A 15,421-nucleotide genomic window follows, 5' to 3' on the forward strand; every position below is an offset into this window, starting at 1 on the left:
GGGGCCCCGGCGGGACGGCGCGGTGTCAGCCGTCCGCGCGCGCCGCCACGGCGCGCCGGACGGTCGTGGCGGTGAACACCCCGGCCGCCCCCGCCACGAGCGCGAGCAGCAGCAGGCCGATCCGGTACTCCCCGAGGCTGCCCCAGAGCGCTCCCATCACCAGCGGGGGGACGAACCCGCCGAGCCCGCCGGCGGCGCCGACCACACCCGTGACCGCGCCGACCTTGTTCGCCGGGGCCAGCCGGGCGACCAGCGCGAACGTCGCGCCGCTCCCGGCGCCGAGCGCGGCGGCCATGGCCAGGAACGCGATGGTCCCGACCGGCATGAGCGCGGGCGCGAACGACTGCGCCACGGCGCCGGCCACGGTCACCGCGAGCGCCGCGGTCATCACGCGCACCGCGCCGATCCGGTCCGACAGCCAGCCGCCGACCGGCCGCATCACCACGGCCAGCAGCACGAAGCCCGCCATCCGGTTCGCGGCGTCCGCCTGCGACAGCCCGTACTCGGCCTTCAGGTAGGTGGGCAGGTACACCGAGAACGCGACGTAGCCGCCGAAGGCGACCGCGTACAGGGCCGACATCTGCCAGGTGACGCTCAGCCGGACCGTCGCCGCCAGCCGCTTCGCCAGCGGCTCGGTGGGGGCGGTGCGGCCGGGGGCCTCCCGCAGCACCAGCCACGCGACGACCGCGTACACCGCGAGCAGGACCGCCATCACCTCGAACGGGAACTCCATCCCGTACCTGTCGACCTCTTTGACGGTCGTCAGCGCGCTGATGGCGGTGCCGCCCATCCCCGCGCCGAAGATCCCGATCGCCAGCCCGCGCCGCTCCGGCGGGAACCACGCGTTCACGAACGGCACCCCGATCGCGAACGCCGTCCCGCCGATGCCGAGGAAGAAGCCGCCGACCAGCAGCGCCGGCAGCGACGAGTGCCCGGCCAGCCCGAGGTACAGCACGGGCACGATCGTGATCAGCGACACCGCGGGGAACATCACCCGCCCGCCGAACCGGTCGGTCAGCGCCCCCACCGGGATCCGCCCGAGCGACCCCACCACCACCGGCACCGCCACGAGCAGCGACTGCTCGAACGACGTCAGGTCCAGCGAGTCCTTGAACCTCGGGCCGAGCGGGCTGAGCAGGGCCCACGCCCAGAAGTTGACCGCGAACCCCAGTGTGGCCATCGCCAGCATGACCATGGGCCGCCCGGCCCCCGGCGGCCCGGGCTTGCTCTCGTCTCGCTCGGCCACCCCACGCACCGCTTCCATCGCTCCCCGCCAGGTTCCCGTGATCGTTCCCGGACCCCCGGCGGGTAACCATGATCGGTACCCGCCGGGTCCGATCTCACCCTCGCGGAGAGCGGCGGCGCGCTGAAGGGACCTTCGTCCCGCCGACGGTCCCGTCAGGCCGACGGTCCCGTCAGGCCGACGGTCCCGTCAGGCCGACGGTCCCGTCAGGCCGACGGTCTCGTCAGGACGCGCCCGGCGACGACGGCGCGCCGACCGGGCCGGTGCGGCGGGCCCGGTCGGCGCGGTGGGCGCGACCCTGTGTCAGACCTCCAGGACCCGCAGCGCCGCGTGGCGCTTGGGGCTCAGGTAGACCTTCTGCTTGGAGCCGTCCTGCTCCAGTTCGAGCACGAACCGGTAGTGGTACAGGCCAGGCCGCGCGGTGCTCTGGACGGCCCCCGCCCAGTAGTAATAGACGGGCGTGTACGGCGACCGCATGAGGTCGGGCGCCCCGTAGATCTTCAGCTCGGTGGTGATGCGGCGCTCGGCGACGTCCTCCTCGTCGCCCTTCTCGGTGTCCAGGAACACCAGGTTGCTGATCTTCGGCATCGGGGGCCAGGTGCCGTCCGGCCGCTTCTCCATCTCCACCGGCCGGATGATCCAGTTGATGACCTGCCCCTGCTTGCAGATCGTCTCCAGGTGGTCGGTGCCCTGCCCGGTGCCGCCGAGGCTGTTGTCCATCATGAACAGGGCGCCGTCGAGCGAGCCGGTCGAGGTCGCGCGCTCCATGTTCACCAGCGTCACGATGTTGAGCTGGACCGAGTTCAGCTGGCCGCGCTCGTCCGAGCGCTCGGCGCTCCGCGGGGTGCTCATGACCGCTCCTTCACCGCGCCGGGCCGGCCGGCGGCGGGGGCCGGGCCGGCCAGCGCCGGCGTCGACAGGGCGAACGACTCGGTGAGGGTGCCGAGCCGGAACTTCAGCCGGTAGGCCACCGGCTCGGTGACGGCCTTCTTCACCGTGCCGGTCCAGTAGACGATGTCGGTGCCCGGGAACACCCTGCGCTCGGGCTCGCAGACCCTCGCGTCGATCACGATGTCGTCGAGGGAGGCGTAGGTCTCGCACTCCAGCACGACGACGTTCCAGATGAGCCGGTCGCCGGCCCGCACCGTCGTGCGCAGCCGCTCGGTGCCGAAGCCGGTCGACCCGGCGGACTTGTTGGTGTCGTACAGGTAGACGTTGTGGTCCAGCGAGCCGGACGCGATGATCGCGACCGGGTCCACCACGGCGACGATCGTGACGGGACGCGCGGGCTTGGCGTCGGCGGGTCTTGTCCTCGGGGGCATGGGGCTCCTCCGTTTTCGGGTGCGGTGCGCGGTGCGCGGGCCGCGGGCCGGGGGCCGCGGCCCGCGGGCTACGACGGCGGGACGGCTGGCATGGGCAGGTGGCCGAGCCCCGCCCCGGTGAACGCGTTGCGCTTCGGCTCGGTCGTGACCCGGATGGCCGACCGCCAGGTCATGTCGACCGACTCCCAGACGGGCTCCCCGTTGCGGTACACCAGCTCGTGGAGCTGGATGTGCATCGTGTAGGAGTAGGTCCCCGGACGGGCCGTGTCGACCGTCGCCGACCAGTACCAGCCGTCGGACACCATGTCCGGGGAGCCGTACTGCGCCGGGTAGATGATCTTCTCGTCCACCGCCTCGCCGGTGAGGTCGGTGATGATCGGCGGGGGGTAGTTGTAGGCGGCGTCCTCGCCGGTGACGGCGTTGCCGGTCACGTCGAGGACCTTGGCGCTGGCCAGCCCGCGGCTGCCGCGCGGCCGGCGGGCGTGCGTGCCGACCCGGCGGCGCAGGTGCTCCAGGTCGGCGGTGGTGTCGACGGACGGGTCCGGGGCCCGGTCGGCGACGGCGCCGATCTCCGCCAGCGCCTCCCGGTCGATGGCCCCCGCCCGGTCGGCGTGGTAGCTGCGCGGCACGGTCGGCGGGATGGAGCCGAGGCTGGCGAGCGCCCAGTTCAGCACCTGCTCGGTGCCCTGCGACCCGTCGCTCCAGTACGTGCCGGGGATCGCGGTGACGAGGTCCTCGGTCCCGTCGCCGGTGGAGCCGAGGAACTTCATGTTGTCGAAGAGGTAGATGTTGCCCTTGAGGTTCCGGTCCTGGAGCGCGCCGGCGATGTCGACCATCACGATGATGGCTTGCTGCTGTGCCATGGGTCCGCCTTCGGGTCGGGGGTCACGCGCACATGAGCGCGGCGGTCTCGAGGCCCAGCACGCTGTTCCGGCCCTCGTGCATCTGGAGTTCGAGCCGGTACCCGTAGCGCGCGCCGGGCACGAGGTGGGCGGGGACGATCCCGGACCAGACCAGGACGTCCGGGGTCTTGGTCTCGGCCTCCCCCGCCTGCCCGCCGCCTCCGGCGGGCGGCGGGCCGGGGGCGCCGAGGAACGAGATGCTCCGGATCTCGACCGGTGTCTGCACGTCCACGGCGACCGCGCTCCACTGGACGACCTGGCCCGGTGCGACGACGGTGCACAGGTCCGTGGTGCCCTGCCCGGCGCTGTCGAACTGCCCGTCGTCGATCAGCGAGAGGTTCCCGTTGTGGAGGGTCCCGTCCGACAGCGCTCCGACGACGTCCACGAGGACGACGATGTTGACGTTCGGTTTCATTTCTCCGCTCCTGTCCTGACCATTGCCCGTCACCCCCGGTCGCGTACGAGGGGGACCTTGCCGACGGCCGTCCGCTCTATCTCGGGGGACGACCGGTGCACGAAGGAGACCCGGAACCCGTATCCGGACCGCTCCACCGCCGCCCGGGTGGCCTCCCGGTCGTTGAACAGCGACAGCGACCGGGGCATCGCACCGGTGAACAGCCGCTGGAGACCGGCGTGGCCGAGCGCCGAGCCGACCTCGCGGCCGAGCCCGTCGGGGTCGTCGACCGCCGCGAGCAGCGTGATCGTCCTGGCCTCGCGGTGGTTGACGAACTGGATCTCGTGCGCGGCCTCGTCCAGGTCGATGCCGGTGGCCGTGCACAGGTCGTCGCGCAGGGCCTCGTAGGCCAGCGCGGCCGAGTACTGGCTGTCGTTGAGGTGCAGCACGTCGCCGGTGCGGCCGGCGAACTCGAACCGGCGGGTCTTCAGCCCGGGGCCGTCCAGGGACGGGCGGCGGATCATCCGGTCGCCGAGCTTGAGCCGCAGCAGCGGCGCCTCGTGCGCGTGCAGCCGGGTGACGACGAGCTCGCCCTCCTCGCCCTCGGCGACCGCGCGGCCCGCCTCGTCCACGATCTCGACCAGGTGCAGGCCCGGCACCGCCGCCAGGCAGGGCGAGTCGTCGCGGAGCTGGAGGCCGATGGTCTCGGCCTGGGTCGCGGCGAAGTAGCTGAGGATCGCGACGTTCGGGTACAGCGCGCGCAGCTCGGCCCGCTTGCGGTGCGGCAGGACGCCGCTGCCGTAGAGGGCGACGCGGAAGTTCTCCCGCGCCTCGCGGCCGAGCCCGGCGCCGAGGTCGGCGAGGACGGCGACGCCCGCGGAGATGCCCATCATCGCCTTCGGCCCCGGGTAGGAGAACATGTGCTCCAGGACGGGCCCGGTGACGGGGCCGGCGCCGATGTAGTTGACGCCCGGCACCTGCTGGAGCACGCCGCCGACCATCGTGCCGCTGCTCCACATCTGGTAGTCGGCGAGGTTGGTGAACAGCCATTTCGGGTCGCCGCCGCGCAGGTGGCCGCGGAGCTGGTAGGTGCCCATGAACGCGCCGGCGACCCGGTAGGTGTCGCGCAGCTCCCGCAGCGAGTAGACGATCTCCAGCGGGAGCCCGTCGCTGGTGCCGCCGCTGGCGACGACCTCGAAGCCGCCGCGGCTGAGCGGCACGACGACGCCGGGCCGCGCGCCCATCACCATGTCGCGCTGGACGGCCTTGTCCGACAGCGGGATCTGCTCCCACTCGGCGTAGGTGGCGGGCGGGCCGGTGATCCCGGCGGCGCTGAGCCGCTCCTTCCACAGCGGGTTGAGCAGCACCGTGTTGACCATCTGCTGCAGGCGGCGCAGGACGAGGGCGTCCTGCACCTCGTGGGGCGTCTCGCTGTACGGGACGCCGCACAGCCGCTCGCACGCCCGCATCTTGCCCGCGAACGACGGCAGGTCGGGGACGGTGTCGACCGACCACGGCTCCATCTCCTCGTCGGGGATCAGCCGGGCGGCGAGCTCGGCGGCGTCGGCCGCCCGGTCCAGTCGCACAACGCTCATCGCGCACTCCTGTTCGTCACGGGTTCCCGTCGCGGAGCACCCGCTCGCCGGTGTCCCTGATCTCGGCGAGCAGCATCCGGACGTGCTCGGTGCCGGCCTGGTGGTTCATCATCACGACGCGCAGCGCGGCGGTGCCCCGCACGTCGACCTTGGAGATGAAGAAGCGCCCCGATCGCCGGACCCGGTCGCGGATCTGCAGTTGGAGGCGGTGCACCCGGCCGGCGGGGACGCCCGGCGGGCGGTAGCGGAAGCAGAGGATGTTCGCCTCCGGCAGATGCAGCGTCTCGAAATCGGGTTCGCTCCGCAGAATGCCGTGCGCGTCCCGGGTGAGCCGGCACAGGTATTCGATCTTCTCGGCGAACAGCGCGCGGCCGTAGACGGCCCATAGCGTCCACAACGGCATGATCATCGGCCGTTTCGTGCATTCGAAGTTCTTGTCGCCGCTGTCGAATTCGCAGAATGGATCGGGTTCCTCGTCGAATACGTAGCTGGCGCGCTGCCGGAACGCGCCGAGTGCGGCCTGGGCGTTCCGGTAGAAGAGCAGGGTGCAGGGCGCGGGGACGAACATCATCTTGTGCGCGTCCCAGGTCAGCGAGTCGGCCTTCTCGATGCCCCGCAGCCGGTGCCGCAGCCGGTCCGACACCAGCAGGCTGGCGCCGTGCGCGCCGTCGACGTGCAGCCAGATGCCGCGCTCGGCGGCGACGGCGGCGAGCCGGTCGACCGGGTCGAACGCGCCGAGCGCCGTGGTGCCGGCGGAGGCCACCAGGCAGAACACCGCGAGGCCCCGCCGCTCGGCCGCGGCGAGCACGGCCGGCACCCGCTCGGCGATGATCTGCCCGCGCCGGTTCACCGGCAGCCGGACCAGCCGCGCCTCCCCGACGCCGAGCACGCCGGCGGCCCGGGTCACGCTGTAGTGGACGTCCTCGCTGACGGCGATCGCCGGGGCCGGGCCGCCGCCGTGCCGGCCGCGCGCCCAGATGCCGGGGAAGGCGCGGTTGCGGGCGGCCAGCAGCGCGGTGAGGTTGGCCAGCGAGCCGCCCGAGGTGGTGACCATCGCGAAGCGGCCCGGCTCCCAGCCGATGAACCGGTTGAGCTCGTCGGCCATGATGCGCTCGGCCGTGAGCGGGAGCTGCCCCGCCTCGTAGAAGGAGGACGGCTGGCCGACGACGGCGCTGACGAAGTCGATCACGCCGGCCAGCGGGACGGCCCCGGAGAACTGGCGGCCCATGTAGCCGGGCGAGTGGACCTGGATGCCGGTCCGGACGTAGAGGTCGATGATGCCGGCCAGGCGCTTCTCGTCGAACGCGGCGACGCCCTCGTGCCCGGTCGCCATCAGCGACCGCGCGGCCCGCGCCAGCACCGCCGGGTCGGTGAGGTCCAGGCCGCGGACCGACAGGTCCGCCAGATAGGTCTCCAGCCGCCCGGCGGCCAGTTCGGAATTCCTGCGGAAAAGATGCGGATCGAATGCGGCGGCCAGCGATTCCCCGGCCGGCTGCCGCGGTCGCGGCACGGGTGGATGACATTTCCCTGGCGAGTCCGCCACTGCGCGTTCCCCCGATTTTCATGACCGTTTATGTATTGGCCCTGACAGCGTTGAGTCTAGGCAGGCCCGCGAGCGGTCAACAAGGGCAGTCATTCCTAACCGGAGCGCCACCGGCGACATTTGTCGATCATTTATTGATCCGCGATGCCGTCCACCCTGTCGGCATTTATGTGGACGAAAGGCGCATCGCGGCGGGCGGCACGGCGCGGCGCGGGCCCGATGTCCTACCGTGGGGGCGTGACCGAGCATCCCGAGCAGGGCGAACTGGCGGCGGCGCTGCGCGCGGCCGGGGTCGGCGGCGTGGACGACTCCGCGCTCGCGCGGGCCATGTACTCCTCCGACGCCTCGCTCTACCGGGTGCCGCCCGCGGTCGTCGTGACGCCCCGGGAGACCGCGGAGCTGCCCGCGGTGCTGGAGGTGTGCCGCCGGCTCGGGGTGCCGCTGACGATGCGCGGCGCCGGCACGTCCATCGCGGGCAACGCGGTCGGGCCGGGCGTCGTCGTGGACGCGAGCCGCCACCTGAACCGGGTGCTGGAGATCGACTCCGAGGCGGGGACGGCGCTGGTCGAGCCCGGGATCGTGCAGGCGCGGCTGCATGCGCTGGCGGCCGGGCACGGGCTGCGGTTCGGGCCCGATCCGTCCACCCGGACGCGGGCGACGCTGGGCGGCATGATCGGCAACAACGCGTGCGGGTCGCGGGCGCTCGGCTACGGCCGGACGAGCGACAACGTCCTCGGCCTCGACGTGGTGGCCGGCTCCGGCGAGCGGCTCCGGCTCGGCGACGTCCCCGGCGGCCCGGCCGGGAGCCCCCTCCTGGAGGGCCTCCGCGGGCTGGTGGGCGAGAACCTGGCGCTGATCCGCACGGAGTTCGGCCGGTTCGGGCGGCAGGTGTCGGGCTACTCGCTGGAGCACCTGCTGCCGGAGCGGGGCTTCGACGTCGCGCGGGCGCTGGCCGGGAGCGAGGGGACGCTCGCGCTGACCCTGGCCGCGCGGCTGCGGATGGTGTGCGAGCCCGCCTGCCGGGTGCTGGTCGTGCTCGGCTACGGGTCGATGGCGGAGGCCGCCGACGCCGTCCCGGCGATCCTGCCGCACGGGCCGGTGGCCTGCGAGGGGCTCGACTCGCGGATCACGGGCGTGGTGCGGGAGCGGCGGGGCGCCGCCGCGGTGCCGCCGCTGCCGGACGGGTCCGGGTGGCTGCTGGTGGAGCTGGCCGGGGCCGAGATCGGGGCGCTGCGCGGCACCGCCCGCAAGGTCGTCGGCGACTCCGGCTGCCGCGGCTCCATGGTCGTGGAGGACATGGCGCTCGCGGACGCGCTGTGGCGGATCCGCGAGGACGGGTCCGGGCTCGTCGCGCGGACGCCGGACGGCGAGCAGGCCCACGCCGGCTGGGAGGACGCGGCCGTCCCGCCCGAGCGGCTCGGCGCCTACCTGCGGGAGTTCGAGGCGCTGCTGGCGGAGTACCGGCTGTTCGGCGTCCCGTACGGGCACTTCGGCGACGGCTGCGTCCACGTGCGGATCGACTTCCCGTTCGGCCGGGCGAAGGGCGCGCGGGTCTTCCGTGACTTCCTGAACGAGGCGGCCGCGCTGGCGGCGCGGCACGGCGGCACCATGTCGGGCGAGCACGGCGACGGCCGCGCCCGCAGCGAGCTGCTGCCGCACATGTACTCGCCGGAGGCGCTGGCGCTGTGCTCCGCCGTCAAGGACGTGTTCGACCCCGGGGACGTGCTGAACCCGGGGGTGATCGTCCGCCCGGCGCCGGTGGACGACGATCTGCGCGCGGTGCAGCTCGTCCCGCTGAACCGCGGGCTCGGTCTCGCCTACCGGGACGACCGCGGCGACCTGTCGCGCGCCGTGCACCGGTGTACCGGCGTCGGCAAGTGCCGCGCCGACAACACGGCGGCGGGCGGCGTGATGTGCCCGTCCTACCTCGCGACCCGCGAGGAGAAGGACTCCACGCGCGGGCGGGCGCGCGTCCTGCAGGAGGTCGTCAGCGGCAAGCTGGGCCCGGACGGCTGGAAGTCCGACGCGCTGCACGACGTCCTCGACCTGTGCCTGTCCTGCAAGGGGTGCGCGTCCGACTGCCCGACCGGGGTCGACATGGCGTCCTACAAGGCGGAGGCGCTGCACCGGCGGTACCGGAGGAAGCTCCGGCCCCGCTCCCACTACGCGCTCGGCTGGCTCCCGCGCTGGACGCGCCTCGCGGCGAAGGCGCCCGCGTCGGTCAGGGCGGTGAACGCGGTGATGCGGTCGCGCGCCCTGAGGCCGCTGCTCGCGTGGGGCGCCGGGATCGACCGGCGGCGCTCGCTGCCCGAGTTCGCCCCGGTGACGTTCCGGCGCTGGTTCGCCTCACACCGCAGCCCCGAGGGGCGGCACGGCGACGTCGTGCTTTTCGTGGACACCTTCACCGACGCGTTCTCCCCCGAGGTCGGCAAGGCGACGGTGAAGGTGCTGGAGCACGCCGGCTACCGGGTGATCGTGACCGAGCGCCCGGTGTGCTGCGGCATCACGTGGATCTCCACCGGCCAGCTCGACGGGGCGCGCGCGCAGGCCAGGCAGACCGTCCGCGCGCTGCTCCCCCACGTGCGGCGCGGGGCGAGGGTCGTCGGGATGGAGCCGTCCTGCACGGGCGTGCTGCGCTCGGACGCGGCGGAGCTGCTGCGCGGCGTGGACGCCGCCGCCGCGCGCGAGGTGGCCGCCGCGACCCGCACCCTCGCCGAGCTGCTCGCCGAGACCCCCGGCTGGACGCCGCCCGACCTGTCCGGCGTGGCGGGCGTCGCGCAGCCGCACTGCCACCACCACGCCGTCATGGGCTGGACGGCCGACGCGGCCCTGCTGGCGGAGGCGGGCGCGGACGTCGGCAGGGTCGGCGGCTGCTGCGGCCTCGCCGGGAACTTCGGCGTCGAGAAGGGCCACCACGACGTCTCGGTGGCGGTCGCCGAGACGTCGCTCCTCCCGGCCGTCCGGAAGGCGGGCGAGGGCGAGGTCGTCCTCGCCGACGGGTTCAGCTGCCGCACCCAGCTCGCCGACCTGGCGGGCCGCGACGGCGAGCACCTGGCCCAGCTACTGGCCCGCCACCTTCCCCGCTGACAGGGTGCGGGAGAGGGTGAGCGCGGCGGTGTGGACGGCCGGGGCCACCGCGGCGAGGCGCATCTTCGTCGCCCAGCCCGACACCGACAGCGCGCCGAGCGCCTGGCCGTCGGCGCCGAGGACGGGGCTGGCCGCGCACACGATCCCGGCGCCGGACTCCTCCCGGTCGTAGGCGACGCCCTCGCGGCGGATCCGCGTCAGCTCCTTGGCCAGCAGCCCCGGCGCGGTGACGCTGCGCCCGCTCCGCTTGGCCAGCCCGGCGTCCAGCACGGCCTGCACCGCCTCCGGCGGGGAGAACGCCAGGATCGCCTTGCCGACCCCGGTGACGTGCGCGGGCAGCCGCCCGCCGACCTGGGACGGCAGCCGCGGCCCGCCGGACGAGCCGAGGATCTCCACGTAGACGACCTCGGCCCCCTCCAGCACCGCGAGGTGGACGGTCTGCCGGGTCGCCTCCCGCAGGTCCGACATGTAGGGGGCGGCGGCGTCCCGCAGCACCCGCTGGCGCGGCACCCGCTGCCCGATCTCGAACAGCTTCAGCCCGAGCCGCACCCGCGTGCCGTCGCGCTCCAGCAGGCCCGCCTCGGCGAGGTCGAGCGCGATCCGGTGCGCGGTGGACTTGGGCAGGCCGCTGCGGCGGGCCAGCTCGGCGGCGCCGAGGCCGTCGTCGTCGGCCCGGAACGCGGTCAGCACGGCGACGGCGCGGCGCAGGAACGTGTCGTCGGGCGGCATGCCCGCCACTGTAGAAGATGTGTCCCACCACGCGGGACGCGCGGATTGCCCGCCGCGACCGGGACGGGGGAGGCTCGGCCTCGGCAGACAACGAAAGGACGGCCCCAATGGACCCGGGTTCCGTGGAGAAGGCCGCGGCGGCGCTACTGGACGCGTACGCCACCGGCACTCCCATCTCGCCGCTGACGAAGGACCATCCGGAGATGTCGGTGGCCGACGCCTACGCGGTCCAGCTCGCCCAGGTCGAGGCGTGGACCGCCGCCGGGGCGCGGATCAAGGGGCACAAGGTCGGGCTGACCTCGGCCGCGATGCAGCGCCAGATGGGCGTCGACCAGCCGGACTTCGGCGTCCTGCTGGACACGATGTTCCTGCAGGAGAGCGCCCCGATCGACGCCGGCCGGTTCCTGCAGCCCCGGATCGAGCCGGAGATCGCGTTCGTGCTCGGCCGCCCGCTCGCCGGGCCCGGCGCGACCGCGGCGGACGCCGTCGCCGCCGTCGAGTACGTGCTGCCGGCGCTGGAGGTCATCGACTCCCGCATCGCGGACTGGAAGATCACCCTGCCGGACACGATCGCCGACAACGCCTCCAGCGGCGGCGTGGTGCTCGGCACCCGCCCGGTCCGGCTGGACGACCTGGACCTGTCGCTGATGGGCTGCCTGCTGCGCCGCGACGGCGACCTGATCGACACCGGCGCCGGCGGCGCGGTGCTGGGCTCGCCGATCAACGCGCTGGTGTGGCTGGCGAACGTGCTCGGCGAGCGCGGCGTGTCCCTGGAGGCGGGGCACGTGGTGCTGCCCGGCTCGATCACCGCGGCCGTGCCGGTGGCGCCCGGCGAGACCCTGACGGCGACGTTCGCCGGGATCGGTTCCGTGACCGCCCGGTTCGGAAAGGAGGAGGCATGAGCAAGCTGACGGCGGCCATCGTCGGGCCGGGCAACATCGGCACCGACCTGCTGGTCAAGCTGATGCGCAGCGAGCTGATCGACGTCCACTCGATGATCGGGGTGGTGCCGGAGTCGGACGGGCTGGAGCGCGCCCGCAAGCTCGGCGTGCCGGCCTCGGCGGAGGGCGTGGACTGGCTGCTGAAGCAGCCGACGCTGCCCGACCTCGTGTTCGAGGCGACGTCGGCGAAGGCGCATCTGGCGAACGCGCCCCGCTACGAGGAGGCGGGGATCACGGCGATCGACCTGACGCCCGCCGCGACGGGCCCGCTCGTGTGCCCGCCGGTGAACCTGGACACGCTGTCGGACGCCCCGAACCTCAACATGATCACCTGCGGCGGGCAGGCGACGATCCCGATCGTGCACGCGGTGTCGTCGGTCGTCCCGGTCCCGTACGCGGAGATCGTCGCGTCCATCGCGTCGCGTTCGGCCGGGCCCGGCACGCGCGCGAACATCGACGAGTTCACCCAGACCACGGCCCGCGCGATCGAGAAGGTCGGCGGCGCCGGGCGGGGCAAGGCGATCATCATCCTGAACCCGGTGGACCCGCCGATGATCATGCGGGACACGGTGTTCTGCGCGATCCCGTCGGACGCCGACACCAAGGCGATCCAGGACTCGATCGAGAAGATGGTGGCCGAGGTCGCGGTGTACGTGCCCGGCTACACGCTGCGCGCCGAGCCGCAGTTCGACGAGCCCCGCGACATCTGGAACGGGATGGCCCGCGTCGCGGTGTTCCTGGAGGTCCGCGGGAACGGCGACTACCTGCCGCCGTGGGCCGGCAACCTCGACATCATGACCGCGGCCGCGGCCCGGGTGGGCGAGCAGATCGCGCGTAGGAAGGTGGCATCATGAGCGCCGCGCAGGAGACCCCGGCGAAGATCCGGATCACCGACTCGACGCTGCGGGACGGCAGCCACGCGATGGCGCACCGCTTCACCGAGGAGCAGGTCCGCGGGGTCGTGCACGCGCTGGACGCGGCCGGCGTGGAGGTCATCGAGGTCACGCACGGCGACGGCCTCGGCGGCTCGTCGTTCAACTACGGCTTCTCGCTGGAGGACGACGTCAAGCTCGTCGCCGCCGCGGTGGACGAGGCGACCCGCGCGAAGATCGCGGTGCTGATGCTGCCGGGCGTCGGCACGGTCGAGGACCTGAAGCTGGCGCACGACGCGGGCGCGTCCGTCGCCCGCATCGCGACGCACTGCACCGAGGCGGACGTCTCGCTGCAGCACTTCGCCGCCGCCCGCGGCCTCGGCATGGAGACCGTCGGGTTCCTGATGATGTCGCACCGGGTGCGGCCGGACGTGCTGGCGCAGCAGGCCCGGATCATGGTGGACGGCGGCGCGCAGTGCGTGTACGTCGTCGACTCGGCGGGCGCGCTCGTGCTCGGCGAGGCGCAGGAGCGGATCAGCGCGGTCGTCAAGGAGATCGGGCACGAGGCGCAGGTCGGCTTCCACGGCCACCAGAACCTGTCGCTGGGCGTCGCGAACTCGGTGCTGGCGCAGCAGAACGGCGCGCTGCAGATCGACGGGGCGCTGTGCGCGCTCGGCGCGGGGGCGGGCAACTCCCCCACCGAGGTGCTGGTGCCGACGTTCGAGCGGCTCGGCGTCCCGACGGGCGTGGACGTGCAGGGCGTGATGGCCGCCGCGGACGACGTGGTGAAGCCGTTCCTGCACCGGCTGCCGTTCGCCGACCGGGGCGCGATCACGCAGGGGTACGCGGGCGTGTACTCCAGCTTCCTGCTGCACGCCGAGCGGGCCGGGAAGCGGTACGAGGTCCCGGTGCACGAGATCCTGCAGAAGGTCGGCGAGGCCGGCTACGTCGGCGGCCAGGAGGACATGATCATCGACGTGGCGCTCCAGCTGCGCGCGGAGCGCGAGCGCGCGGAGTCCTGACCGTACGGGCGCGGGGGCGCGGTGGCCGGTCGAAACGGCCGCCGCGCCCTTCCGCGTCGCGGTAGGGGTCAGCCGTGCCGGTCGCGGAGCTCGTCGATGGCGTCGTGGACGGTGGGGCGCGTCTCCAGGGCGGCCCGCGCGCGGTGGGCCGCGCAGGCGTCGGGGTAGTGCGCGGCGATGAGGAGGCCGCCGGCCCGGCGGATGCGGCCCGCGCCGTCGACGAGCGCGTCGACGCCGACGGAGTCGCAGCCGACGACGCCCTGCAGGTCCATGGCGACGAGGACGCCGCCCTCCAGCCGCCCGATGCGGTCGAGCCAGCGGCTCAGCCGGGGCACGTTGTCGGTGACGAGGTGGCCGCCCAGCCGCAGCACGATGCAGCGGCGCTCGACGGTGATGTCGATGGACAGCGGCCGGACGGGGGCGGTGTATCCGGTCACGTCCTGCCTCCGAGCGACCACGGCGCCTCGTCCTGGGGGGGGCTCATCCTTGCACAGTGCAAGGAAGCCGGGGAAGGGCGTTCCCGCCGGTGATGATCTTTGCACGGTGCAAGGGTTGGGATAGCTTGGGCGGCATGACCCACGAGGACCCTTCCGGCGCGGGGGAAGCGTCGACTCCTCGCGGGCGGGCGCGCAGGGACCAGCTGGTGGGGATCGGCCTCGACCTGCTCGCCGAGGGCGGCTGGCCGGCGGTGACGGCGCGCGCCGTGACCGACCGCGCGCGGACCCGGCCGGGGCTGCTGCACCACTACTTCAACGGGCTGCCGGGCCTGCACATCGCGGTGGCGCAGCGCGCCAGCGAGATGATCATCGATCCGGTGGTGGACGCGCTGATCGCCGCGCCCGACACCCCGGCGGCGCTGCGCACGCTGCGCGATCTCGTGCCGCGCATGGCGGCCGGCGAGCGCAACCTGCGGCTCGCGGCCGAGCTGCTGGTCAGGGCGCTGCGCGATCCGCGGATGGGCGCCGAGCGGCGGGACTGGTCGCGCACCGTCCGGGCCCGGATCGCGGCGCGGCTGGCGCACCTGTGCCCGGACTGGCCGGCCGAGCGGCACGAGGGCACCGCGATGCTGTTCACCGCCATGCTGGACGGCCTGCTGCTCCAGCTGATCCTCGACCCCGACCTGCCGACGGGCCCGGCGCTGCACGCCACCGAGGCCCTGGTCACCGACCCCTGACGGGCGCGCCGGCTAGGCGTGCCGGGCGGGGACGCGGGGGCCGGGGCCGTGCGCGCGCGTCTCGGCCGCCCGCCCGGCCGGGACGATCGCGAGGGTCCGGCTGTCGCGGCGCAGCATGCCGGTGGCGATCGCGCCGAGGCCGGGGCCGGCGCTCCGCTCCCCGAGCACCACGAGGCCGGCGCCGTCCGCGGCCGCCCGCAGGGCGTCGAGGGGGCGTTCCAGCAGCGGCGACGCCTCGACGCGCAGCTCCGGGTAGCGGCGGCGCACCGGCTCCACGACCTCCGCCAGCTCGGCCGCGCGGGTCCTCGCGAGCAGCTCGCGGTCGTGGAACAGGGGGAGTTCGGACTCGGCGACGGCGCCGGGCTCCCAGCAGCCGTAGACGACGTGCAGGTCCCAGCCGCGCAGCGCCGCCTCCTCGGCGGCGAAGCCGAGGGCGGCGCGGCAGCCCGCCGACCCGTCGGTGCCGACGACGACCCGGCGCGGCGGGGGGCCGCCGCCGTCCCGGACCGCGATCACCGGGCGCGGGGAGCGGGCGGGCAGCTCCAGCGCCATCGCGACGCCGACCGGGTCGCCGGCCGCGCCGATCACGACCAGTTC

15 protein-coding genes are annotated in these 15,421 nt (G+C 74.0%); 5 read left to right on the plus strand and 10 right to left on the minus strand.

Annotated elements, in window-relative coordinates; genetic code table 11:
• Positions 1-25: 25 nt before the first annotated feature.
• The 7 genes from AB0K34_RS42700 to AB0K34_RS42730 all read right to left on the minus strand — a co-directional run bounded on the left by AB0K34_RS42700 (position 26) and on the right by AB0K34_RS42730 (position 6,966).
• Positions 26-1,246, minus strand: a complete 1,221-nt coding sequence (locus AB0K34_RS42700) for a NarK/NasA family nitrate transporter (protein WP_338072546.1) — start codon at positions 1,244-1,246, stop codon at positions 26-28.
• A 300-nt stretch (positions 1,247-1,546) separates the two neighbouring features.
• Complete coding sequence (locus AB0K34_RS42705; protein ID WP_138636187.1) at positions 1,547-2,095, minus strand: hypothetical protein; 549 nt, start codon at positions 2,093-2,095, stop codon at positions 1,547-1,549.
• The gene (locus AB0K34_RS42710) at positions 2,092-2,565 is read right to left on the minus strand and encodes a hypothetical protein (RefSeq protein ID WP_364554348.1); all 474 of its coding nucleotides are present in this window, start codon (positions 2,563-2,565) and stop codon (positions 2,092-2,094) included. Before AB0K34_RS42710 ends, AB0K34_RS42705 begins: the two co-directional genes overlap by 4 nt.
• A gap of 68 nt (positions 2,566-2,633) precedes the next feature.
• A complete protein-coding gene (locus AB0K34_RS42715; RefSeq protein ID WP_364554349.1) occupies positions 2,634-3,428 on the minus strand; it encodes a hypothetical protein in 795 nt (264 codons plus the stop codon).
• A gap of 22 nt (positions 3,429-3,450) precedes the next feature.
• Positions 3,451-3,882, minus strand: coding sequence for a hypothetical protein (locus tag AB0K34_RS42720; RefSeq protein ID WP_138636184.1), 432 nt, complete (start codon positions 3,880-3,882; stop codon positions 3,451-3,453).
• Between the two features lie 29 nt (positions 3,883-3,911).
• A complete protein-coding gene (locus tag AB0K34_RS42725) occupies positions 3,912-5,456 on the minus strand; it encodes a phenylacetate--CoA ligase (protein ID WP_138636183.1) in 1,545 nt (514 codons plus the stop codon).
• Between the two features lie 16 nt (positions 5,457-5,472).
• Complete coding sequence (locus AB0K34_RS42730) at positions 5,473-6,966, minus strand: pyridoxal-dependent decarboxylase (RefSeq protein WP_138636182.1); 1,494 nt, start codon at positions 6,964-6,966, stop codon at positions 5,473-5,475.
• Between the two features lie 270 nt (positions 6,967-7,236).
• On the opposite strand from AB0K34_RS42730, the gene AB0K34_RS42735 reads away from it, so the two are divergent.
• On the plus strand, positions 7,237-10,086 hold the full coding sequence (locus AB0K34_RS42735) for an FAD-binding and (Fe-S)-binding domain-containing protein (protein ID WP_240807485.1): 2,850 nt from the start codon (positions 7,237-7,239) through the stop codon (positions 10,084-10,086).
• Here the strand turns inward: AB0K34_RS42735 and AB0K34_RS42740 are convergent.
• Positions 10,060-10,815, minus strand: coding sequence for an IclR family transcriptional regulator (locus AB0K34_RS42740; protein ID WP_138636180.1), 756 nt, complete (start codon positions 10,813-10,815; stop codon positions 10,060-10,062). The genes AB0K34_RS42735 and AB0K34_RS42740 overlap by 27 nt on opposite strands.
• Positions 10,816-10,922: 107 nt before the next feature.
• On the opposite strand from AB0K34_RS42740, the gene AB0K34_RS42745 reads away from it, so the two are divergent.
• Genes AB0K34_RS42745 through dmpG form a run of 3 tightly spaced genes read left to right on the plus strand, consistent with a single transcriptional unit; the run spans position 10,923 to position 13,650 of the window.
• The gene (locus tag AB0K34_RS42745) at positions 10,923-11,717 is read left to right on the plus strand and encodes a 2-keto-4-pentenoate hydratase (RefSeq protein WP_138636179.1); all 795 of its coding nucleotides are present in this window, start codon (positions 10,923-10,925) and stop codon (positions 11,715-11,717) included.
• Entirely contained in the window at positions 11,714-12,610 is an 897-nt protein-coding gene (locus AB0K34_RS42750; RefSeq protein ID WP_138636178.1) for an acetaldehyde dehydrogenase (acetylating), read from the plus strand. Before AB0K34_RS42745 ends, AB0K34_RS42750 begins: the two co-directional genes overlap by 4 nt.
• Positions 12,607-13,650 carry a 4-hydroxy-2-oxovalerate aldolase gene (gene dmpG, locus AB0K34_RS42755; protein ID WP_138636177.1) on the plus strand — a complete coding sequence of 348 codons (1,044 nt, stop codon included), beginning with the start codon at positions 12,607-12,609 and terminating at the stop codon, positions 13,648-13,650. Before AB0K34_RS42750 ends, dmpG begins: the two co-directional genes overlap by 4 nt.
• Before the next feature lie 68 nt (positions 13,651-13,718).
• Here the strand turns inward: dmpG and AB0K34_RS42760 are convergent, their stop codons facing one another.
• Positions 13,719-14,087 (minus strand): STAS domain-containing protein, encoded by a 369-nt coding sequence (locus tag AB0K34_RS42760; protein ID WP_138636176.1) that lies wholly within the window; start codon positions 14,085-14,087, stop codon positions 13,719-13,721.
• A 134-nt stretch (positions 14,088-14,221) separates the two neighbouring features.
• Here AB0K34_RS42760 and AB0K34_RS42765 point away from each other — a divergent pair, with 134 nt between their 5' ends.
• The gene (locus AB0K34_RS42765; protein WP_205719208.1) at positions 14,222-14,824 is read left to right on the plus strand and encodes a TetR family transcriptional regulator C-terminal domain-containing protein; all 603 of its coding nucleotides are present in this window, start codon (positions 14,222-14,224) and stop codon (positions 14,822-14,824) included.
• Between the two features lie 12 nt (positions 14,825-14,836).
• Here AB0K34_RS42765 and AB0K34_RS42770 read toward each other — a convergent pair.
• On the minus strand, positions 14,837-15,421 hold a 585-nt coding region (locus AB0K34_RS42770), incomplete at its 5' end, for a universal stress protein (RefSeq protein WP_364554350.1).

It is taken from the genome of Actinomadura sp. NPDC049382, assembly GCF_040677125.1.
Taxonomy (GTDB): Bacteria; Actinomycetota; Actinomycetes; order Streptosporangiales; family Streptosporangiaceae; genus Spirillospora; species Spirillospora geliboluensis.